Genomic DNA, 22,775 nt, shown 5'->3' on the forward strand with positions numbered 1-22,775 from the left:
GATCAGGTATACTCAACAACAATTCCTTAGAAGAGCCAATACAATGCAACTTAACTCTCTCATTGCTAAGCAAATTGTTGATCGTGCAAAAAAGATCATTGCCTATTCTATTAACGTTATGGATGAAAATGGCGTGATCATTGGCTCAAGCGATCCCAGTCGACTGCATCAAATCCACGAAGGTGCACTGTTGGCCCTTCGTGATAACCGTACGATTGAGATCAACGATTCTGTTGCTTCCACCCTTTCTGGCGTAAAAACTGGCATTAATCTGCCTATTATTTACAGCGAAGATGTCATTGGCGTAGTGGGCATTTCAGGTACGCCAGAAGAAGTAAGAAGCTACGGTGAGTTGGTCAAAATGACGGCTGAACTTATCGTCGAGCAAGCTGCGTTAATGTCTCAGATTCAATGGAATAAGCGTCACCGAGAAGAGCTGCTTTTACAACTTATCGAAGGTTCTAGTTTGAACGATGGTCAATTACTGTCTATTGCTCAAAGGCTGGATCTCGATCTTTCTCAGCCAAGAGTCGCCACTGTTATTAAAGTAATTCCACGCGCAGGCGAACCAGTCACACTAGAACACTTACAAAAACTGGTTCATCTGTTAGAGCACCCTGAACGCGACAATATTGTCGGTATTGCTTCTGTTTCTATGAATGAGATCGTGGTTCTTAAACCGGTAACCATTGTTAATCATACGTGGAATCGTAAGGAAGAGCAGAAACGGGTCGCCAAACTGGTAAAACGCATCGACAATGAATGTGATTTTTCGATTCAAATGGCGATTGGCGATTATTTCCCTGGACTCATCGGCCTTGCTCGCTCTTATGAAACGGCCAAAGCAACCATAGAAAGTAGTACCAGTAATGATGATGCGGTCATGTTCTATCAAGATCGAAAACTGTCTGTACTGGTGAGTAGTATCAAACAAGACCCATGGCGAGCGACTCAACTTAAAGCGCCTATCGATAAATTGATGGCCGCCGACACAAAGAAGGTGCTATTAAGAACTCTGAGCACTTTTTTTGCTCAAAATTGCGATCTAGCTCAAACTTGTGAATCTCTCCATATTCATCGTAACACTTTGCGATATCGCCTTGACAAAATACAACAGGAAACCAATTTAGATATCAATAAGTTAGATGACAAAATTCAACTTTACCTTGCGTTAAAATGTTTGTGAACATTACGTTAATTTGTGCAATTGAACAAATTAACTATTAACTACAATGATAAATTCGTCAGTTCGCATAAAGAAAATCCGCCTATGAATGGCTAATCTTCCGCTCATAAAGGGTGCATACACCCAATAAAAAAAATTAATAAATTAGCGGACAACTAAACCATGATTGAAGTCTCTACCTTAGGTGCACTCGCGGCTCTTGTCGTTGCCATTGCCCTCATTCTTAAAAAAGTTCCACCTGCTTACGGTATGATCATCGGTGCCCTGATCGGTGGTGTTGTTGGTGGCGTGTCATTAACTGATACTGTTGCCCTAATGATTGGCGGTGCGCAAGGCATTGTCACCGCGGTATTACGTATTCTAGCCGCTGGTGTTCTTGCTGGCGTCCTTATTGAATCAGGTGCAGCGACCTCCATCGCTGAAACGATCGTCAAAAAAGTCGGTGAAACACGCGCCCTGCTAGCGCTGGCTATCGCCACCATGATTCTGACTGCCGTTGGCGTATTCGTCGATGTTGCCGTTATCACCGTTTCTCCGATTGCCCTTGCTATTGCTCGTCGTGCGGACATTTCTAAAGCCGCTATTTTGCTTGCTATGGTGGGCGGCGGTAAAGCCGGTAACGTCATGTCTCCTAACCCAAACTCGATTGCAGCCGCTGACGCCTTCAATGTCCCATTAACCTCAGTGATGGCTGCCGGTGTGATTCCTGGAATCTGCGGCATGATCTTCGCTTACTTCCTAGCCAAAAAGTTAGTCAATAAAGGTTCTAAAGTTGTCGCTAGTGAAGTCATTTCTGTTGAGCACTCTAAGCTACCTTCTTTTGGCTCATCGATTGTTGCTCCACTGATTGCCATTGCTCTGCTTTCTCTTCGCCCTATTGCTGGTATCAACGTTGATCCGCTCATCGCTCTTCCACTAGGCGGCTTTATTGGTGCTGTTGTTATGGGTCGTTTTGCCGATACTAACCATTTTGCTGTTTCTGGCCTGTCTCGAATGGCACCAGTTGCGATGATGCTATTAGGTACGGGAACTTTAGCCGGCATTATTGCTAACTCAGGTTTAAAGGGCGTTCTGATTGATTCGCTAACGGCATCAGGCCTTCCTTCTTACTTATTAGCACCAATTTCAGGTGCAATGATGTCACTTGCTACTGCCTCAACGACTGCGGGCACAGCGGTCGCGTCTAGCGTATTTAGTTCCACAATTCTTGAACTTGGCGTTCCAGCATTAGCAGGCGCTGCCATGATTCACTCAGGTGCTACTGTATTTGATCACATGCCACACGGTAGTTTCTTCCACGCCACTGGTGGCGCTGTGCATATGGATATTCGCGAGCGTCTTAAACTCATTCCTTACGAGTCTGCGGTTGGTCTAGTGATCACCTTCTTCTCTGTAATGATCTTTGGTGTGTTCGGTCTATTTGTATAAGGTCCTATTATGAAAATTATTATTGCTCCAGATTCATACAAAGAAAGCTTAACGGCCATGGAAGTTGCCGAAGCTATCGAAGCCGGTTTTAAGAAAATCTTTAACGACGCTGAATATGTCAAACTTCCAATGGCAGATGGCGGTGAAGGTACTGTTCAATCATTGGTCGATGCGACTGATGGTTCCATCGTTACTTGCGAGGTAACAGGCCCACTCGGTGAAAAAGTAGCAGGCTTTTACGGTCTGATGGGAGATGGTTCAACCGCCATCATAGAAATGGCCGCGGCTTCAGGCCTGCATCTGGTTAAACCTGAGCTACGCAATCCACTTGTTACCACCACTTATGGTACTGGTGAATTAATCAAAGCTGCACTGGATCGTGGTGTGAAGCACATTATCGTAGGCATTGGTGGTAGTGCTACCAATGATGGCGGTATTGGTATGGCGCAAGCTCTTGGCGCGAAACTGCTCGATCAGCAAGGTAATGAGCTAGGTTTTGGTGGTGGAGAGCTCAATAAACTAACCAGTATTGACCTGTCAGGCCTCGATGCTCGCTTGAAAGATATCCGATTGGAAGTCGCATGCGATGTGGATAATCCACTGTGCGGCCCTAAAGGTGCTTCGCATGTCTTTGGTCCACAAAAAGGCGCAACACCAGATATGGTGGCAACCCTTGATAGCAACCTTGCACACTATGCTAGCGTTATCAAAGCGACTAACGGTCGTGATGTCATTGATACCTCAGGCGCTGGTGCTGCTGGTGGCCTAGGTGCTGCGCTACTCGGTTTGTTTGATGCATCACTGCGTCCAGGTATCCAAATTGTGATGGATGCGGTGAACCTAAGCGAAGTGGTAAAAGACGCAGATCTTGTGATTACCGGTGAAGGCCGAATTGACAGCCAAACCATTCACGGTAAGACGCCTATTGGTGTAGCACGTACTGCAAAGCAATACGACATTCCTGTGATAGCCATTGCAGGTAGCACAGCAAAAGACTGCGCAGTGGTTCACGAACACGGTATTGATGCAGCGTACAGCGTAGTACTAGGCGCAACTGATCTGCCAACTGCCTTGAAAGAAGCGGCGTTCAACGTTGAAATGACCTCTCGTAATATTGCAGCGGCAATGGCGATGAACTTCAGCAAATAATCTGCTTTAGAAACGCAAAATGCCCACTCAATTGAGTGGGCATTTTTTATTATCATTCCTACCGTCGCATCGCGTTAATCGCAAAAAATGCTATTAGAACTCGATGTTACGACCGAAGCTCATTGGCCATTCTGTTGGATTTTTCCTACCTTCGCGGATGTGGCGACATTCAGCCAGCCATACTAGAAGCTCCCAACCGAATGCAGCAGTAAGCAACGCGTCTTTCTCGTCAGAGTTTTTCTGAGGCGCAAACTCGGCAATATCAGCGCCCACTAAGTTAATACGCTTAGTCGCGCGAAGTTTACGGAAGATGTCGTAATACATGCGAGCAGAAACACCAAATGGATCTGGGCTTGAGTTTGCACTGTGATCAAGAAGATCGAGGCCATCTAAATCAAAGGTTAGGTACACCGGGCGACCGTCACCTTGTTTCTCAAGGATCTGTTCTACAATGTAATCCACGCCTAAGTCGTAGATTTCATCAGCCAAATAGAAGTTACCGCCAATCGCCTTCGCTTTGCCTTGTTGAGATGCACACCAGCGACCGCGCATCCCCATGCTGACACTGGTCGTTGGGTCGATAGCACCTTCTGATGCTAGACGGCAATACCAGTTACCTGAATATGATTCATAGTCAAAGTCAGCACGCGTAAGTAAGTCAAAGTGACCATCAATATGAATCAGTGAAACCGGACCATGTACTTTCGCTAATGCCGCGGGCCCTGGGTAAGCAACCGTGTGGTCTCCACCAAAGAAGAAAGGTGTACAACCGTGATTAATGACCATGTCATCAACCACTTTCTGCGCATTACGCATCTCTTCATCTAAGTTGAACTGACCAAGGCCATCCCAGTTTCCGAAATCGATGATGTTACACAGTTCAAATGGCATCGTACCGTCTTGGTGAATAAGGCCCATACCTGTTTTAGAGGCATCACGAATCGCACTAGGACCAAACTTATGACCACCAGCATTTGGTGAGCACTTGTCCATGGTCAAGCCATACATAACAATGTCCGCGTTTTCAAAGCTGTTCACATAAGGTGCGCCAAACGCACCCACATGCTCTTTACCAAGTAAACTGAATGCTTCAACCCCTTGTTCCGCCATACGCTGTTGCATTGGCGCGATGTCTTCATTGATATAAAAGTCTGCATCCGACTTATTCCAATAGATATCTTGGTAAAGTTCCAGTTTCTCTTTTGAAATTTCTACACGTTTTGGCTTGAACATATTGTTGTCCTCATTGTTTTGTCTGCTTTTCAGCGATGTCTATATTGTATCCACTCACCACGCTTACTATAATTACATTTCCGGCCAATGAGATTACATTTCAGGACAACAACATGAGCTCACTACATCAGCAGCAGTTTTTGCAAGCCATTGTTGGCCACTGGGAATCGCTACTCAGAGATTTGGCGAAACAGCCACTGGCTATCGATCCGTTTCTTCGCCGCGCTAAGATCAGACGAGTCAGCTATGGTCATTATGAACCGATGACGACTCAACAAGTGCTGACGTTGATGAAGCTTTCTATGGAACAATTAAACATCGACGGTATCGGATTGCGTATCGCAAGTAGACTGACCATTGAAGATACCGGAGCGTTGGGCTTTGCCATGCTGGGCTGTAAGACACTGAAGCAGCTATTAGAAACGATCATCCATATCCCCTGGATGACCAGTGACTATGTGGATATTGGTATCGCCTACGACCGAGAGTACGCCTATATCACCGCTGAAGATCGCTCTGCTTTTTGGACGCCACAGCCTTACACCATCGAAGACAGTATTGGCCATTACTACCTTGGTATAAAAAAGCTGCTGGGTGAGCAATTTGATAAAAATAAAGTATCCATTTCCCTTCGCTATGCCGCGCCGAGTTATAAACACCTCTACCACCAATATTTAGGCATCATGCCCACCTTTAATGCCGCGAGTAATCAGATAAGACTGCCTATCGAGTGGATTGATATGCCGGTTTCTGCCAATGAATCCTTGGTCGCGAATATCGCAGCAAAGCACAGCGCGGAAATGAATCAGCCGTCACGTAGCAGCAATAGTTGTGACCAAATTAGAATGCGTCTGTACGCCCGTCTCTCTTCCGGCGTGCCTACTATGGAACAAATGGCGGAAGATTTGGGGTTTACCGCAAGGACCTTACGACGACGGCTTCATGATGAAGGTAAAACCTACAAACAACTGGTGCTCGACGTTCGAATGCAAATGGCCAGCGAGTATTTACTGAAGACATCATTATCATTATCGGATATTGCCAACCTTCTCGACTATCACTCCGCGCCACCGTTTATTCGCGCGTTCAAAGCCTACCATGAGGTTTCACCTTCACAGTTTAAGCTCGCAACAAAAAAAGCCCAGTCCGAGGGAGACTGGGCATAAAATCAAGTGCGCCTGATTTTAAAATTATTTGCGGATAGTTTCAGCTGCACGCTCAGCGCCAACTTTCGCTTCCCATTTCGCATTCAACTCTTCGATAGAAGTGCCAGAGCGTTTTAGGAAATCTTTGAAACCATCCCAGTGAGCGTCCATAACCTGATGCTCATCGGTTGCCGTTGCCAAAGCTTTTAGGCCCCACTCATCTGGAATGTAGACTTCGTTGAAGCCAGCGCGTGGACGGTTTTTTTTGATCGCTTTTACGAACATGTCGCTCTTACGTTTCACTTCTTCGATTGGGCCAAAGTGGCTTGGGTCAATGACAAGAATATAAGAACCGCCTACTGGGCATGGCGCATCTTCCATCGTAAAAAAGTCACTCGGGACTGCTGGAAGCTCTGGCGCAATCTTACCTTTCGGGTTGATGATAGCCGTCATCACTTCGTTCCAGATGTTGAGTGAGTAAAGGCGTGGTGTTAGGAATGTCCACGGTGCTTTACAGTCAGCCACACGGCCGTAACCTTCGATTAGTGAGCCCCACTTACGAGCGTCAGCGGTTAGCTCACCAGTCTCTTGGTCAACGAGCGCTGCAACGTGTAGGTCGCGGTCGTTTACGATAGCGTCACAGATGTGAGAGTCGTAGCCTTCACCGATCATGATAGAGGTGACTAGAGGGAGCTCTTCACCACCCACTAGAGCTGCATCGAACGGAGGACAAGACATTGCTGGATCCATACCACCGAATGGTGCATTAAGAGGTACAGAGTTGTTTGAAGACATCGCAAACATGCCTTCTTTCATTGCCATCTGTGTGTAGTTAGAGAAGTTACCGCCGTCACAGTGGTCGTAGCCAAATACGATTGAGATACCGTGCTTGCGTGCTTTCTCGATAGCCGTTTGAGCCATTAGCGTACAAACGTAGTGACCAGAAGATTTCTTACCGTTGTATACCGCCCAAGTATCGCCTTCAGACTCTAGCTCCGGCGTCGATGTAGGATCTAGGATGCCTGCTTCGTATGGAATCGTTACCGCTTCGATAACACCAAGACCCTGATGAAGTTTGCCTTGAAGACCACCAACCAACAGGTTGTGAGCAAGGATATCGGCATGAGTTTGGTCAGCACCGATATGTTTCCATGACTCAGAAACGATGAATGAGAAATACTCGTTATTAAACGTAGTAGTAGGACTGATCACTTTAGCCATGAGCTTTTCCTCTAGTAAGTAGGGATACGTTTTACTGAACTGTCATCACTTTAGCGCATCTGAGTTATTTCATAAGTAACATACTGGATACTGATACTGTTACTCTTTCGTTACCCCTATCAATTTTCTATTCCATAAGATTTCAGGCACAAAAAAAGCCGCTCTTTAAAGAGCGGCTTCACTAAAGCTATTTAAAAATCAGCGATTAAGCTTGACCTTTAACTTCTTTAAGACCGTTGTAAGGTGCTTTTTCACCTAGAGCTTCTTCGATACGAATTAGCTGGTTGTACTTAGCAACACGGTCAGAACGGCTCATAGAACCAGTTTTGATTTGACCTGCAGCTGTACCTACCGCTAGATCAGCGATAGTTGCATCTTCAGTTTCGCCAGAACGGTGAGAGATTACTGCTGTGTAACCTGCGTCTTTAGCCATCTTGATAGCAGCTAGAGTCTCAGTTAGAGAACCGATTTGGTTGAACTTGATTAGGATAGAGTTAGCGATGCCTTTCTCGATACCTTCAGCAAGAATCTTAGTGTTAGTAACGAATAGGTCGTCACCTACTAGTTGAAGCTTGTCACCTAGTAGTTCAGTTTGGTGCTTGAAGCCATCCCAGTCAGACTCGTCTAGACCGTCTTCGATAGAAACGATTGGGAATTGGTTAGCAAGCTCAGCTAGGTAGTGGTTGAACTCTTCAGAAGTGAACGTTTTACCTTCGCCTTTCATGTTATAGATGCCAGCTTCTTTGTCGAAGAACTCAGATGCTGCACAGTCCATAGCTAGAGTAACGTCTTTACCTAGTTCGTAACCTGCAGCAGCAACAGCTTCTGCGATAACTTCTAGAGCTTCAGCGTTAGACTTAAGGTTAGGAGCGAAACCACCTTCGTCACCAACTGCAGTGCTGTAGCCTTTAGACTTAAGAACTTTAGCTAGGTTGTGGAATACTTCTGCACCGATACGCAGACCTTCTTTAAGAGTCTTAGCACCAACTGGTTGGATCATGAACTCTTGGATGTCAACGTTGTTGTCTGCGTGCTCACCACCGTTGATGATGTTCATCATTGGTAGAGGCATAGAGAATACGCCTGCAGTGCCGTTAAGCTCAGCGATGTGCTCGAATAGAGGCATGCCTTTAGCAGCTGCTGCCGCTTTAGCGTTTGCTAGAGAAACTGCTAGGATAGCGTTCGCGCCGAACTTAGACTTGTTTTCAGTACCGTCAAGGTCGATCATCACTTGGTCGATCTCAGCTTGAGCTTTAGCGTCTTTACCAACTAGAGCTTCAGCGATTGCACCGTTAACAGCTTCAACAGCTTTAAGAACACCTTTACCTAGGAAACGTGCTTTGTCACCGTCACGTAGCTCAAGAGCTTCACGAGAACCAGTAGATGCGCCAGATGGAGCTGCCGCCATACCTACGAAACCGCCTTCTAGGTGAACTTCAGCTTCTACAGTTGGGTTACCACGTGAGTCGATGATTTCACGACCTAGAACTTTAACGATCTTAGACATTAATGTTTCCTCTCATTGAATATAAATGTCAAAATTAAGGGCAGTCGCACAACACTCGCAACCGCCAGTATCCTTTTACTTTTCTTCAGTACCGCGCTGGAATTCGCCCGCCGCTTTCACAAAGCCTGTAAATAACGGGTGACCATCGCGAGGCGTTGAAGTGAACTCTGGGTGGAACTGTGCAGCTACAAACCATGGGTGAGCTGGGTTCTCAATCACTTCAACCAGTTTCTTGTCTGCTGACAAACCAGAAACTTTAAGACCGGCTTTTTCAATCTGTGGACGAAGTACGTTGTTCACTTCGTAACGGTGACGGTGACGTTCATGAATCTTCGCGTTGCCGTATAGTTCGTAAGCTTTTGTGCCTTTCTCTAGGTGACAAAGCTGAGAACCTAGACGCATAGTGCCGCCAAGATCAGACGTTTCGGTACGTTCTTCAACTTTACCTTCGCCATCTACCCACTCGGTGATCAAGCCTACCACAGGGTACTTAGTCTCTTTGTTAAATTCTGTTGAATGCGCACCTTCCATACCCGCAACGTTACGCGCGTATTCAATAAGGGCAACTTGCATACCTAGACAGATACCTAAGTATGGTAATTTGTTTTCACGAGCGTATTTCGCAGCAAGGATCTTACCTTCAACACCACGGTCACCGAAACCACCAGGTACAAGGATTGCGTCTAGACCCGCGAGTGCTTCGTCACCTTTTGTTTCTACGTCTTGTGAATCAACGTACTTAATCTTCACACTCAGGCGGTTTTTAAGGCCTGCGTGTTTCAGCGCTTCGTTTACAGACTTATAAGCATCTGGTAGTTCGATGTATTTACCTACCATACCGATAACTACTTCACCCGTTGGGTTAGCTTCTTCGTAGATTACCTGTTCCCACTCAGAAAGATCAGCTTCTGGTGCAGTAATGCCAAAGCGTGAACATACTAGATCGTCTAGACCTTGCGCTTTAATTAGTTGAGGGATCTTGTAGATAGAATCTACGTCCTTCATTGAGATTACCGCTTTCTCCTGAACATTACAGAAAAGCGCAATCTTCTTACGCTCGTTTGCAGGGATCATACGATCACTACGGCAAACAAGAATATCTGGTTGGATACCGATAGACAGTAGCTCTTTTACAGAGTGCTGAGTTGGCTTGGTTTTCACTTCACCCGCAGCTGCTAGGTAAGGAACCAACGTTAGGTGCATAAACATTGCACGTTCACGACCAAGTTCAACAGCTAGCTGACGAATGGCTTCCATAAATGGTAGTGATTCGATATCACCAACCGTACCACCAACTTCAACGATAGCGACATCGTGGCCTTCAGAGCCAGCGATCACGCGATCTTTAATAGCGTTCGTAATGTGAGGGATTACCTGAATAGTTGCACCTAGGTAGTCACCACGACGCTCTTTACGAAGAACGTCTGCGTAAACACGACCAGCAGTGAAGTTGTTGCGTTTTGTCATCTTGGTACGGATGAAACGCTCGTAGTGACCAAGGTCAAGGTCAGTTTCAGCGCCATCTTCCGTGACGAACACTTCACCGTGCTGAGTTGGGCTCATTGTGCCCGGGTCAACGTTGATGTAAGGGTCAAGCTTCATCATGGTCACTTTAAGACCACGTGCTTCTAAAATTGCTGCAAGAGATGCTGCTGCAATACCTTTACCTAGAGAGGATACTACCCCGCCAGTAACAAAAATATAATTTGTCGTCATGTTTAACCTGAAGTTGGTTGAATGAGGGAAAAAGGATTTCTTCTGGACGGGATGCAAATATACCAGAAGCCCTTTACCGCCACAACGTGAAACTTATCACATTCAAAATTTTTATTTTTTGCTTCAAATCAATTGTAGAAACTTACACCAATGAGAAGCGGTTCACAAATCCGAAGACTTTTCTTGTTTTTTTACGTCATCCCAAAACTGGTCAAGCTCTTGAAGGCTAAAGTCTGTAAGGGATTTACCATTTTCTTCTGCCCTAGCTTCAACACCTTTAAAGCGGCGAGAAAATTTATTGTTCGCCTTTCTTAACGCCACCTCAGGATCTTTTTTCAGATGCCGTGAAAGATTCACCACCGCGAAAAGCAGATCGCCGATCTCTTCTTCGAGTTTGTCTTCATCAACCTCAATCTGAATCGCTTCCTGAACCACCTCTTCGACTTCTTCCTGAACCTTATCAACAACGGGCCCCAATGCGTCCCAATCAAAGCCATATTTAGCACAGCGTTTCTGGATTTTATTGGCTTTTGAAAGTGCAGGTAACGACTGTGGTATTGAGTCTAGAATACTTTCTTCGTTTTTGCCTACCTCAGCTTTTTCCTTCTTTTTCTCGGCTTCCCAATTGGCATTGATAGCGGCTTCATCAGCAAATTCTACATCAGAAAAAACATGTGGATGACGCCTAATGAGTTTGTCATTCAGCCCTTCAACAACCTCATTGAATTCAAACAGTCCTTGCTCCTTAGCCATTTGGCTATAAAAAATCACTTGGAACAACAGATCGCCTAGCTCCTCTTTGAGATTTTGCCAATCTTGATTATGAATGGCATCAACCACTTCAAAGGTTTCTTCGATAGTGTACGGTACGATAGTGTCGAACGTTTGTTTACGATCCCATGGACAGCCATGCGTTTCATCTCGCAATTGCACCATGATAGTGAGAAGTTGTTCGATGGGTTGAGACATAGTTAGATTCCTAAATAAAAAGGTTGGAAATCCAACCTTTTCTTTTCATTATAATGGCGTGAATTGAGCGCAAATAAACGGCACGTTTATCCCAAGCGCTTCACGTTCATCACATCTTTAATTTGTTCTATACGCTTAGTTACACGAGACAACACTTCAATATTGGTGACTTCAAGGTCGAAGTCCATTATCGATAACTGACGCTTGTAATCGCTGCGACTCTTCATACTGGTCACTTTGATTTTCTCGTTGGTCAGTAGCGTGGTGATGTCTTTAAGCAAGCCGCCTCGCTCCATCGCCTCTACGCGGATGGTCAGAATATAAGAGCCGACAAAGCCACTTCCCCAGACGGTATCAATAATACGCTCAGGTGCATGATGGCTCAGTTCTTCTAATTGCTCACAATCAGCGCGATGAACTGAGATACCGCGACCTTGGGTAATATACCCTTTGATTTGATCACCAGGAATTGGCTGACAACATCGTGCCAAATGCGTCATCAGGTTATCGACGCCCTCTACTACCACGGCATCTTTATGTGGACGACTTTGAGCAGACGATTTACCTTCCGACTCTTGAAGCTTTTCAAGCGCTTGCTGGTCTTCTTCTTCAGCCGTTGGCTTATTCACCAACGCATTAATATGATTAATGATTTGGTTGATTCGCAAATCACCGCTGCCGATACCAACGTACAACTCATCAGGGGTGTTAACGTTAAAACGTTTTAATGCGTACTGCTCAGCGTCTTTAATCGTTGCACCGATTTTGGCTAATTCATCTTCCAAAATCTCACGACCAGCTTCTAAGTTCTTCTCACGACTTTGCTTTCTAAACCAAGCATTAATTTTCGCGCGCGCACGACCCGAGTGAACAAAACCAAGTGATGGATTTAACCAATCGCGCGATGGGTTAGGCTCTTTGGCCGTAATGATCTCAACCTGATCTCCCATCGACAGCTTATGCGTGAACGGAACAATACGGCCCGCCACTTTAGCCCCGATACAACGGTGCCCAACTTCAGAGTGAATGTGGTAGGCAAAATCCAATGGCGTTGCTCCCATTGGTAAATCGACTACATCGCCACGCGGCGTAAAGGCATAGACGCGGTCATCAAATACTTGACTGCGCAGCTCATCCAGCATTTCGCCAGAATCTGACATCTCTTCTTGCCAATCAAGTAGCTTACGCAACCAGGTAATTTTCTCGTCGTAGCCACTGCGGCCGCCACTCGCACCCTCTTTGTATTTCCAGTGTGCCGCGACGCCTAATTCAGAATCCTCATGCATTTGCTTAGTTCGAATTTGAATTTCAATGGTTTTCCCTTCAGGGCCAAGGATAACTGTGTGAATCGATTGATAACCATTTGGCTTCGGGTTAGCCACATAGTCATCGAATTCGCTAGGAAGGTGTTTATATTTGGTATGAACAACACCAAGAGCCGCATAGCAATCTTGCAGTCGCTCAGCAATGATACGCACAGCGCGCACGTCGAAAAGCTCATCAAAATCGAGGCTTTTCTTCTGCATTTTACGCCAAATGCTGTAGATATGCTTAGGACGACCGCTGACCTCAGCAAGGATATTTGACGCTTTCATTTCTGCCGACAAATCATCCACAAAGTCTTTGATGTACTGCTCACGGACGATGCGGCGCTCAGACAGTTGTTTAGCAATCTGCTTATAGGTATCAGGTTGTTGATAGCGGAAAGCGTAGTCTTCAATTTCCCATTTGAGCTGACCAATCCCTAAACGGTTGGCGAGCGGTGCATAGATGTTGGCGCATTCTTTTGCCGCGGCTCGACGAACTTGGTCAGGCTCATCTTTTACTTCACGAAGATTACAAATTCGTTCCGCCAGCTTAATGACCACACAACGGAAGTCATCCACCATCGCCAACAACATTCGGCGTACATTATCAACTTGGCCGGATGCCTCTGAGCCTTCTAACGTGACGTTAAGCTGACCAATCGCGGCCATCTCTTCAACGCCATCAATCAACTTAATGGTTTCTTTGCCGTAGTTTTCCTCTAGCTGCTCTCTATCATAGATGCCACTAGAGACAACAGGGTATAACTGAGCCGCCACTAACGTGGCTTTATCCATCGAAAGGGTAATGAGGATCTCAATCATCTCTCTGCCGCGCCACAACAACAAGGACCCCTGCTCACTACCAGCAACAATCTCTTCGCACTGGCGATAAACTTCTTTAAGCCTTTTCGAGGTGTTCTTGTCTTGCTTGAGAGAAGCAATCCATTTATCTAGCTCGAACTGTTCGTTAGGGTTCAAATGCGCGCTTCTTACCGCAACCATTTCTTTTTTCTTCCTAGTTTTATTGGTTAACTAACCTATCCCAGTTAGCTTGTTTTCATTCTAAATACGCTACTTTTCGAACAGCGCCATAGATTCTAAATGACTAGTGTGAGGGAACATATCCATCATGCCCAGTCGTACCAGTTTATAGCCCTGTTCAATCAAGCTTTGAGTATCTCTGGCAAGGGTAGCAGGATTGCAAGAAACATAAAGCACTCGCGTTGCTCCTAGCGCAGAAACTTGATCTATTACACCGCTTGCGCCTGCTCTCGCCGGATCAAGCAAGATTTTATCAAACTGCTGCTGTGCCCACGGCATCTGCGAGAGATCTTGCTCAAGATTCGCTTGATAAAATTCCACATTCGTTAAGTGATTAAGAGCGGCGTTTTGCTTAGCCCAGTCAACCATGTCTTGGACGCCTTCTACGCCCACAACTCGTTGACACAGCTTCGCCAAAGGTAGTGTGAAGTTACCCAACCCGCAAAATAGGTCAAGAACATTGTCGCTGGTTGTTGGCGCTAACCACTGCAGAGCTTGAGTCACCATTTGGCTGTTTATTTCTTGGTTCACTTGAATAAAGTGTGTTGGCAAGAAGGGCAATTCAACCCCTACCTCCGAATAATAAGGTTGTTCACCCGTTACCAATTGTAACTGCCCGGACTCAGGCATAAGGTAAAGAGTGACAGCCTTGCTATTAGCGAACTCAACCAAGCGCTTATGATCATGATTAGTCAGCGGTTTAATGTGCCTAACAACCACTACAGGGCCTTTATCGCCAAGCACGAGTTCTAGGTGTCCCAAAGACTGTGGCTGTTTAAAGCCTAAAAAAACGTCTCGTAATTCTGGTAGCAAGGCATTCAACTGCTCATTTAACACCGGACACTGATCAATATCGATAATGTGATTGCTGTGCTTACGACGAAAGCCCATGACTAAGTTGCGCTGCTTGTCAAGCTGTATACTCAAGCGAGCACGACGACGGTAGCCAAGTCCTTCTCCTGTAATAGAGGGCGCTAATGGCACAGACTGCCCCGCTAATTTGTTCATTAACTGCGACAACGCAACTTGTTTATTGTCAATCTGCTGCTGGCGCACTACATGTTGCTGATTACAGCCACCGCATTGATGATAGTGACGACAAAATGGTTTGGTACGCTGCTCTGAAGGTTCTAGCACTTTAATCAAGGTTGCTTTGGCAAACTTCGTTTTACTCTCTGATAGCTGAACCAACACCTTCTCATCCGTAAGCGCACCTTCAACAAAGACCGGTTTGTTGTCTAAGTAACCAATACCTGCGCCATGGTGATCCATACGCTCAATCTGCACCTCTTGGTGCTTTTTAGAGAAAGAAGTTTTCTTTGTTGGTTTAAAAAAACGTGCCATTACCGTACCCAGTGAGCAGAGCCTTCGGCACTGCTTAGATAAAAATTTGTTAGAGTTTCACTATTCTTTATTTGAATGATTGTCGAACAGCGCTGCTTTGATTAAGCTTACGTCATCTTGAGGATGCAATACTGGCTATTGTCCCATATCCACTCAACAGATGTAACTCTGTTGGCAAATAATGACTTCGAATTAAAATGACAAGATACGGCCTGCGCGCTCGCGTAATCACATTAACTTTGGCACCGACCCTTATTATCGGTCTCCTTTTGAGTGCCTTTTTCTCTTACAATCGCTACCACGACCTTGAATCACAAGTCCTTAATTCTGGCTCCAGTATTATTGAGCCACTGGCGATTGCCAGTGAACAGGGGCTGATTAATCAAAGTCGAGAATCGGTAAGACGTCTAATTAGCTACGCTCACCGCAAAAACTCAAAATTCGTTCGCAGTATCGCCGTATTCGACGCGTCCCATGAACTATTTGTTACCTCAAACTTTCATCCTAATTTTGACGCCTTAACGTACCCTAAAGACAAACCTATTCCGTTTTTAAGTTCCTATGAAATTCACGATAATACGTTAATTCTCAGAGCGCCTATTTTGGCAGAAAGTCAGTTGGTATCAGATACACGAGAATTAACATCAACCAACAGAACCTTAGGCTATATTGCGGTTGAACTCGATCTCTCTTCACTGCGTTTACAACAATACCAAGAAGTCTTCTCTGCCATTTTAGTACTGATTCTTGGCCTGATCCTATCGGGGATCTTTGCTTATCGATTAATGTACGATGTCACCCGCCCCATCTCTCACATGAAAAATATGGTAGACCGTATTCGTCGTGGTCACTTAGACGTTCGTATCGAAGGTAAAATGCATGGCGAGTTGGACTCGCTGAAAAATGGCATCAACGCCATGGCAGTGTCTCTTTCTGAATATCACGTTGAAATGCAACACAGCATCGATCAAGCCACGTCGGATCTACGAGAGACCTTGGAACAGCTTGAAATTCAAAACGTTGAACTCGATATAGCCAAAAAACGGGCACAAGAAGCTGCGCGAGTGAAATCTGAATTCCTTGCTAACATGTCTCATGAGCTTAGAACGCCACTTAATGGTGTGATTGGTTTTACCCGTCAAATGCTGAAAACTCAACTCACCAACAGCCAAACCGATTATCTGCAAACCATTGAAAAATCAGCCAACAACTTACTTAACATCATCAATGATATTTTGGACTTCTCCAAACTTGAAGCGGGTAAATTGGCTCTTGAGAATATCCCATTTGAATTCCAAGACAGTCTTGAAGAAGTGGTTGCCCTGCAGGCCACTAGTGCCCATGAAAAAGGATTGGAATTAACCTTAAAAGTGGATTCGAAAATCCCAAGTGGCCTAGTTGGTGACCCACTTCGTATCCAACAGATTTTGACCAACCTTGTCGGTAACTCGATTAAATTTACTGAGCGCGGCAACATCGATATCACTGTTGAGCTGAAATCTCAAAAAGAAGATCGCGTTGAGCTACAGTTTATGGTTCGCGATACTGGTATCGGTATTTCAGAACGACAACAGGCTCAATTATTCCAAGCTTTCAGCCAAGCAGACGCCAGTATCTCTCGTCGCTATGGTGGTACGGGACTTGGCTTGGTCATTACTCAGAAGCTGGTTGGTCAAATGGGTGGTGAGATCAGCCTAACCAGCCGCTTGCACCAAGGATCCACTTTCTGGTTTACAGTGAAACTGAATTCAACCGACATTCCAATGATCGATCTTGTCGATCCTGCGGTGATTCACAACAAACGACTGTTGTTGATTGAACCTAACATGCAAGCCGCTTCTGTGCTGCAACAAACTCTGACCAACGAAGGTGTGATGGTCACCTATCGCTCGACACTGCCAGACAAAGTAGAAGCGTTCGACTACATCATCTTATGCTTACCGACCAATGAAGAAATACCGTTAACGGTGATAGAAAGTTGGATCACTCGTTGTCAGGAAGCCACATCAAATATCATTATTGGTACGGCAAGTACACAGCTCGCCCTTTCAGATTATCTGATGCAAACACATCAAGTTCAGTGTTTAACAAAACCGCTACCGCGCAAAAAGATGCTGCAATCATTAGTGGAAAAACAACCTGCCATTTTGCCTGCCGCAATGGAGATTGAATCAACGGAAAAACGTGCCTTGACAGTCATGGCAGTAGACGATAACCCTGCTAACTTGAAGCTGATCACCGCACTCTTATCAGAGCGCGTAGAAAATGTCATCGCATGCAGCAATGGTCAGTTGTCGTTTGAAAAGGCTCAAGAACAGCGCTTTGATATGGTGTTTATGGATATTCAGATGCCTCATATGGATGGGGTCACCGCATGTAAGCTCATTAAAGAAACGCAGCAAAACAGCCAAACTCCCGTTGTGGCAGTCACGGCCCATGCCATGACGGGAGAACGCGACCGGTTGCTCTCTGAGGGAATGGACGATTACCTCACTAAACCGATCGACGAAACCATGTTGCTGCAAGTACTCAACAAGTGGGTGCCCATTCGAAATCACGACACTGATGCCAGCTTAGATTTTGTTGCCCCTAGTAACGTAGATATCACCCCAGAAGAGCCAAATATTCAGCCTAGAACGGAAGAAAGCCATTTGGTGATCGATTGGGGAGCGGCCCTCAAACAGGCTGCCAACAAAGAAGATCTTGCCGTCGATATGCTGCAGATGCTGGTCGACTTTATCCCCGAGGTTTATGCGCTGACAGAGCAAGTACTTGATAGCGATTTCGATGATAAAGAACAGGTTATTCACCTCATCCACAAATTACACGGTAGCTGTTCCTATTGCGGCGTACCTAGACTCAAATCTATTTGTGCCACCATAGAAAAAGCGTTGCGCGCAGGTGATAGCATTGAAGATATCGAACCTGAATTGTTTGAACTACAGGATGAAATGGAAAAAGTTCTGAAGACCTCAGAGCTGTATTTGCAAGGGAAAAAACAACCTAACCATTAAGGTTAGGTTGGCTAGTTAACTTTCGAAGATGACCGTCGCCACCGCATAATGGCGTTCATCTGAAATGGACAAATGGTTCGATACCACACCCATTGAAGCCGCAATCTCTGCGGCTTTTTTTGTCAGCGTCAGTATTGGCTTACCATTGTCATCATTCGAGACTTCAAAGTCCTGAAAGGTGACGCCGTGAGCAATGCCGGTTCCAAGCGCCTTTGAAGCCGCTTCTTTCACTGCAAAGCGTTTCGCAAGAAAACGCCCTCGCTGCTTCAGTTGCTGAAACTGAGCAAACTCGTTGTCAGTCAAGATACGCTGCGCGAATGCCTCACCTGAACGAGCGAGTGCTTTCTCTACACGTTCAATTTCTGCAATATCGGTACCCAGACCTAAGATCGCCACAGTTTCTGCCTCTCTCTGTTACTCATTAACCGCGACGAGCCGATTCCATCACCGCTTTCATATCGGCGACCGCTTTGTGCAGGCCATCGAAGACCGCACGACCGATGATAGCGTGACCGATGTTTAGCTCGTAGATTTCAGGCAATGCCGCAATAGGGGCGACGTTGTGATAAGTCAGACCATGACCTGCATTTACTGTAATACCAATGTCTGCCGCATAGCTTGCGCCTGCCGCGATTTTTTTCAGCTCATCTTGCTGATCTTCTTCAGTTTCTGCATCCGCATAATGACCTGTATGCAACTCAATGAACGGTGCACCTGCCGCTTTAGCAGCGTCAATCTGCTCACGGTCAGCATCAATAAATAACGATACTTTAATACCTGCTGCAGTCAGTTTCTCTGTGGCTGCTTTGATTCTTTCAAGCTGACCTTTTACATCTAAACCACCTTCCGTCGTCAGCTCTTCGCGTTTCTCAGGGACTAGGCAAACAAACTCAGGTTTGGTTGTTAGGGCAATATCGATCATCTCGTCGGTGACGGCCATCTCTAGGTTCATGCGCGTTTGTATTGTTTCACGCAAAATGCGTACATCACGATCTAGGATATGGCGACGGTCTTCACGAAGGTGAATGGTAATACCGTCAGCACCGGCACGCTCGGCAATCTCTGCTGCATGAACTGGATCTGGATACTTAGTGCCGCGCGCATTACGTAGCGTGGCAATATGGTCAATATTGATACCTAAAAGGATAGAACTCATCGATGTTTACTCCATGGTCAGAGCTGTTTCAGTCTGGGAAGAAACAACTCCCTACTTTTTAATGGTTTCCCGCCAAGATACGGCTTTAATGCTATGCGTGTAAAGCGTTTTGCCGCTTGTAGTTGTGTTTTACTGTTAAAACGTCGTTCACTAATGGCAATTAATTCCTCACCCAAAAAGGTGAGATTATCTTTACGTACACTGGCCATGAACCCTTTCTGCTCTCGATAACGATACGTCATCGTTGGATCAATAGGTTCACCTGTACCAGCACAGTGGAGGAAGTCTACACCGTATCCCATTGAAGAAAGGAGAGCGAGTTCAAATCGCCGTAAAGCGGGCTCAGGATTGGTATTGTGAGCCAGTTCTGTTAAAGCTTGAAGATAGTCGTGAAATAGCGCGGGAAATGGAATTTCACTCGCGAGAACGCGAGCAATCAGCTCATTTACATACATCGCGGAATAGAGATTGATCCCAAACAGGGGCAGTCCTAGGCTGATAGCCTCAGTTTGACGAAGGGTCTTCATGGAACCGCTGCCAGACCATTTTAGCAACAGTGGGGTAAAAGGTTGCAGCACTCCTTTCAAATTAGAGCGCTTGCTTCTCGCACCTTTAGACAAAAGCGTAACACGGCCATATTCCTCACTGAATACGTCAAGAATTAGGCTCGACTCACTGTAAGGTCTTCGATGCAAAACAAAACAGCGTTGTAATCCATCCATCACTTTATCTTGTCTAAGGTCTCGGAGGAGGACGCACAGCGCCCTCACTACCTAAGAGTGTTATTTGTTTTCGATATCGTCGATATAGCCCAACGAACGCAGAGCGCGCTCATCATCAGCCCAGCCCGATTTCACTTTTACCCAAGTTTCAAGGTAAACCTTACGATCGAACAATTCTTCCATATCCAGACGGGCTTCACGACCAATCGTCTTGATCTTTTCGCCGCCTTTACCAATGACCATTTTCTTTTGACCACTACGCTCAACAAGAATTAAGGCATTAATGTGGAAGCCATCAGTATCAGGGTTGTAATCAAAACGCTCAATTTCAACCGTGACCGAGTAAGGCAACTCGTCGCCCGTAAAGCGCATTAGCTTCTCACGTAAAATCTCAGACGCCATAAAACGCTGAGAGCGGTCAGTGACGTACTCTTCTGGGAAATGGTGAACCGCTTCAGGTAAGTGTTCACGAACGTGTTTGCGAATCACGTCAATGTTTTTACCGTGCTTGGCGGAAATTGGCACAACATCGACAAAATCCATTTTCTTCGACAGCTCATGCATGTGCAGCATTACGTCGTTACGATCTTTGACGTTATCCACTTTATTCATACATAAGATAACAGGGAAGTCCGACTTACGAAGCTTGTTCAGCACCATTTCATCATCATCGGTCCAGTGCGTACCATCGACAAGGAATAGCACGAGGTTGACATCACTCAATGAGCTATTTGCCGCGCGGTTCATCAAACGGTTGATCGCACGCTTTTCTTCGATATGCAGCCCTGGCGTATCCACATAAATCGCTTGGTAATCCCCATCCGTATCGACACCCATAATACGGTGACGTGTGGTTTGCGGTTTACGTGATGTAATGGAAATCTTCTGTCCAAGGATATGGTTCAGAAGTGTGGATTTCCCCACATTAGGACGACCAACTATCGCAACAAAACCACAGTGTTGGTTTTCTGCGCTGGCTGTCGCTTCGCTTGATGATGCGAAGTACGCATCGATATCGAATTCTTGTTCAGAATCAGGTTTATCAGACATTGGTCACTTTCTCTAAAGCCAGTTCCGCAGCCGCTTGTTCTGCCTTGCGGCGACTGGTGCCCAGACCGATAACAGGTTCATCCACACCTGCCACTTCACAGGAAACGGTAAACTCTTGGTTATGCGCTTCCCCTTTAATATTAGTCACTGTATAGACAGGTAGTGGTTTTCTTCGACCTTGTAAAAACTCTTGTAAGCGAGTTTTTGGATCTTTTTGTGAAACCCCAGGCTTGATTGCTTCTAAGCGAGTCATGTACCAGCTCAGTACAATTTTACGCACCACTTCCACATCACTATCGAGATAAATCGCGCCAATGATCGCTTCAACGGCATCCGCTAAAATTGAGTCACGACGGAAACCACCGCTTTTCAACTCGCCTGGACCTAATTTTAAGTAATCTCCCAAGACAAACTCACGCCCTAACTCAGCGAGAGTGTTCCCTCTTACTAAGGTGGCACGCATTCGACTCATATCCCCTTCATTCACTTTTGGAAAGCGGTGATAAAGATCGTCAGCGATGACAAAACTTAAAATTGAATCGCCCAGAAACTCTAGTCGTTCATTATGATTACCATTGGCGCTGCGGTGAGTCAGCGCCAACATGAGCAGCTCGCTATCATTAAAATGATAGCCGAGCTTTTTTTCTAATCGTTCAATGGAAGAATTCATGCTCTCTCGTTCAGTCTATTCCACCGATGCGATTAAATCTTACACCGGTTGGTATCCATGTAGGCAGAATGCTATCTGCACCACGTTCAAATTCAAAACTAATCCAAATCCCTACGGCTTTACCGACTAGGTTTCCTTCTGGGACAAATCCCCAGTAGCGGCTGTCTGCACTGTTATCACGGTTATCACCCATCACAAAGTAATGACCTTCAGGCACAACCCATTCATTGACGCCGTTACGTGGTTGATACTGGTCAACACGATCACGACGCAAAGGGTTAATCAAGATTTGGTGCTCAACTTTACCCAGCTTTTCATCCATCTGAATCAGCGGGATACCATTTTGTACAAATGGACTCTCTTCCACATTGGATAGCTTCACAGGTTTACACGTTGACGAGCCTTTTGTTTGGATACAAATATCCTTACTGGCGCTATAGCGAACGGTATCACCTGGTAAGCCGACAACACGCTTGATGTAATCGATGCTTGGCTGAGGTGGGTATTTGAATACTACGATATCGCCACGTTCTGGTTTACCGGTTTCGACTAGCTGAGTGCGCCATACCGGGTCTTTTAGACCGTAAGCGTATTTCTCTACTAGGATAAAGTCGCCAACCAACAATGTTGGCATCATCGAACCCGATGGAATTTGGAATGGTTCATAAATAAATGAACGCAATACCAGAACAAAGGCGATAACAGGGAAAATAGAAACACTGTTCTCAACAAACCATGATGGGGCAACCGCTTTTTTTGCTATTGCTTCATCGATTTGGTTAGCTTGAGCTTGGATATCCGCGAGCTTTTGCTCACGTTTTTTTCTCAGTACGAGCTTATCCAACACCCAAACGACACCTGTCACTAACGTCACGATGACGAGGATCAATGAGAAGGTATTTGCCATTTCATTCCCT

Annotated in this window: 18 protein-coding genes; 5 read left to right on the forward strand and 13 right to left on the reverse strand. The window is 45.7% G+C overall.

Translation table 11 applies throughout. The features are described from left to right. Positions 1-43 precede the first annotated feature (43 nt). From VTH8203_RS01595 to VTH8203_RS01605, 3 genes are all read left to right on the forward strand, one after another. Complete coding sequence (locus tag VTH8203_RS01595; RefSeq protein ID WP_096992058.1) at positions 44-1,186, forward strand: sugar diacid recognition domain-containing protein; 1,143 nt, start codon at positions 44-46, stop codon at positions 1,184-1,186. 162 nt (positions 1,187-1,348) lie between these two features. Continuing rightward, positions 1,349-2,614 carry a GntP family permease gene (locus VTH8203_RS01600; RefSeq protein WP_096992059.1) on the forward strand — a complete coding sequence of 422 codons (1,266 nt, stop codon included), beginning with the start codon at positions 1,349-1,351 and terminating at the stop codon, positions 2,612-2,614. Positions 2,615-2,623: 9 nt separating this feature from the next. Beyond that, positions 2,624-3,763, forward strand: coding sequence for a glycerate kinase (locus VTH8203_RS01605; protein ID WP_096992060.1), 1,140 nt, complete (start codon positions 2,624-2,626; stop codon positions 3,761-3,763). Positions 3,764-3,856: 93 nt separating this feature from the next. Here the strand turns inward: VTH8203_RS01605 and VTH8203_RS01610 are convergent, their stop codons facing one another. After that, complete coding sequence (locus VTH8203_RS01610; RefSeq protein WP_096992061.1) at positions 3,857-4,996, reverse strand: arginase family protein; 1,140 nt, start codon at positions 4,994-4,996, stop codon at positions 3,857-3,859. 113 nt (positions 4,997-5,109) lie between these two features. Between VTH8203_RS01610 and VTH8203_RS01615 the strand changes: the two genes are divergently transcribed. Beyond that, complete coding sequence (locus tag VTH8203_RS01615) at positions 5,110-6,162, forward strand: AraC family transcriptional regulator (RefSeq protein WP_158296039.1); 1,053 nt, start codon at positions 5,110-5,112, stop codon at positions 6,160-6,162. 24 nt (positions 6,163-6,186) lie between these two features. On the opposite strand, the gene VTH8203_RS01620 is transcribed toward VTH8203_RS01615, so the two are convergent. The 6 genes from VTH8203_RS01620 to rlmD form a co-directional block, all read right to left on the reverse strand. Beyond that, positions 6,187-7,362 carry an Ldh family oxidoreductase gene (locus VTH8203_RS01620; protein WP_096992063.1) on the reverse strand — a complete coding sequence of 392 codons (1,176 nt, stop codon included), beginning with the start codon at positions 7,360-7,362 and terminating at the stop codon, positions 6,187-6,189. 205 nt (positions 7,363-7,567) lie between these two features. Beyond that, the gene (gene eno / locus VTH8203_RS01625; protein ID WP_096992064.1) at positions 7,568-8,869 is read right to left on the reverse strand and encodes a phosphopyruvate hydratase; all 1,302 of its coding nucleotides are present in this window, start codon (positions 8,867-8,869) and stop codon (positions 7,568-7,570) included. Positions 8,870-8,944: 75 nt separating this feature from the next. After that, the gene (pyrG, locus tag VTH8203_RS01630; protein WP_096992065.1) at positions 8,945-10,585 is read right to left on the reverse strand and encodes a CTP synthase; all 1,641 of its coding nucleotides are present in this window, start codon (positions 10,583-10,585) and stop codon (positions 8,945-8,947) included. A 162-nt stretch (positions 10,586-10,747) separates the two neighbouring features. Beyond that, positions 10,748-11,554: a nucleoside triphosphate pyrophosphohydrolase gene (gene mazG / locus VTH8203_RS01635; protein ID WP_096992066.1), complete on the reverse strand. Its 807-nt coding sequence runs from the start codon at positions 11,552-11,554 to the stop codon at positions 10,748-10,750. A gap of 86 nt (positions 11,555-11,640) precedes the next feature. Beyond that, entirely contained in the window at positions 11,641-13,863 is a 2,223-nt protein-coding gene (gene relA, locus VTH8203_RS01640) for a GTP diphosphokinase (protein WP_096992067.1), read from the reverse strand. 69 nt (positions 13,864-13,932) lie between these two features. Beyond that, a complete protein-coding gene (gene rlmD / locus VTH8203_RS01645) occupies positions 13,933-15,246 on the reverse strand; it encodes a 23S rRNA (uracil(1939)-C(5))-methyltransferase RlmD (RefSeq protein WP_096992068.1) in 1,314 nt (437 codons plus the stop codon). Between the two features lie 197 nt (positions 15,247-15,443). On the opposite strand from rlmD, the gene barA reads away from it, so the two are divergent. Beyond that, entirely contained in the window at positions 15,444-18,260 is a 2,817-nt protein-coding gene (gene barA, locus VTH8203_RS01650) for a two-component sensor histidine kinase BarA (RefSeq protein ID WP_096992069.1), read from the forward strand. A 15-nt stretch (positions 18,261-18,275) separates the two neighbouring features. Here barA and acpS read toward each other — a convergent pair whose 3' ends face one another. Genes acpS through lepB form a run of 6 tightly spaced genes read right to left on the reverse strand, consistent with a single transcriptional unit; the run spans position 18,276 to position 22,765 of the window. Then, on the reverse strand, positions 18,276-18,656 hold the full coding sequence (gene acpS, locus VTH8203_RS01655; RefSeq protein ID WP_096992070.1) for a holo-ACP synthase: 381 nt from the start codon (positions 18,654-18,656) through the stop codon (positions 18,276-18,278). 25 nt (positions 18,657-18,681) lie between these two features. Then, on the reverse strand, positions 18,682-19,416 hold the full coding sequence (gene pdxJ / locus VTH8203_RS01660) for a pyridoxine 5'-phosphate synthase (protein ID WP_096992071.1): 735 nt from the start codon (positions 19,414-19,416) through the stop codon (positions 18,682-18,684). Positions 19,417-19,433: 17 nt separating this feature from the next. Beyond that, complete coding sequence (gene recO, locus VTH8203_RS01665) at positions 19,434-20,141, reverse strand: DNA repair protein RecO (protein ID WP_167385770.1); 708 nt, start codon at positions 20,139-20,141, stop codon at positions 19,434-19,436. 57 nt (positions 20,142-20,198) lie between these two features. Further along, positions 20,199-21,188 (reverse strand): GTPase Era, encoded by a 990-nt coding sequence (era, locus tag VTH8203_RS01670; RefSeq protein WP_096992073.1) that lies wholly within the window; start codon positions 21,186-21,188, stop codon positions 20,199-20,201. Further along, complete coding sequence (gene rnc / locus VTH8203_RS01675) at positions 21,181-21,858, reverse strand: ribonuclease III (RefSeq protein ID WP_096992074.1); 678 nt, start codon at positions 21,856-21,858, stop codon at positions 21,181-21,183. The genes era and rnc overlap by 8 nt, the downstream gene beginning before the upstream one ends. 10 nt (positions 21,859-21,868) lie before the next feature. Continuing rightward, a complete protein-coding gene (lepB, locus tag VTH8203_RS01680; protein ID WP_096992075.1) occupies positions 21,869-22,765 on the reverse strand; it encodes a signal peptidase I in 897 nt (298 codons plus the stop codon). Between the last annotated feature and the right edge of the window lie 10 nt (positions 22,766-22,775).

It is taken from the genome of Vibrio thalassae, from assembly GCF_900089835.1.
Classification (GTDB): Bacteria; Pseudomonadota; Gammaproteobacteria; order Enterobacterales; family Vibrionaceae; genus Vibrio; species Vibrio thalassae.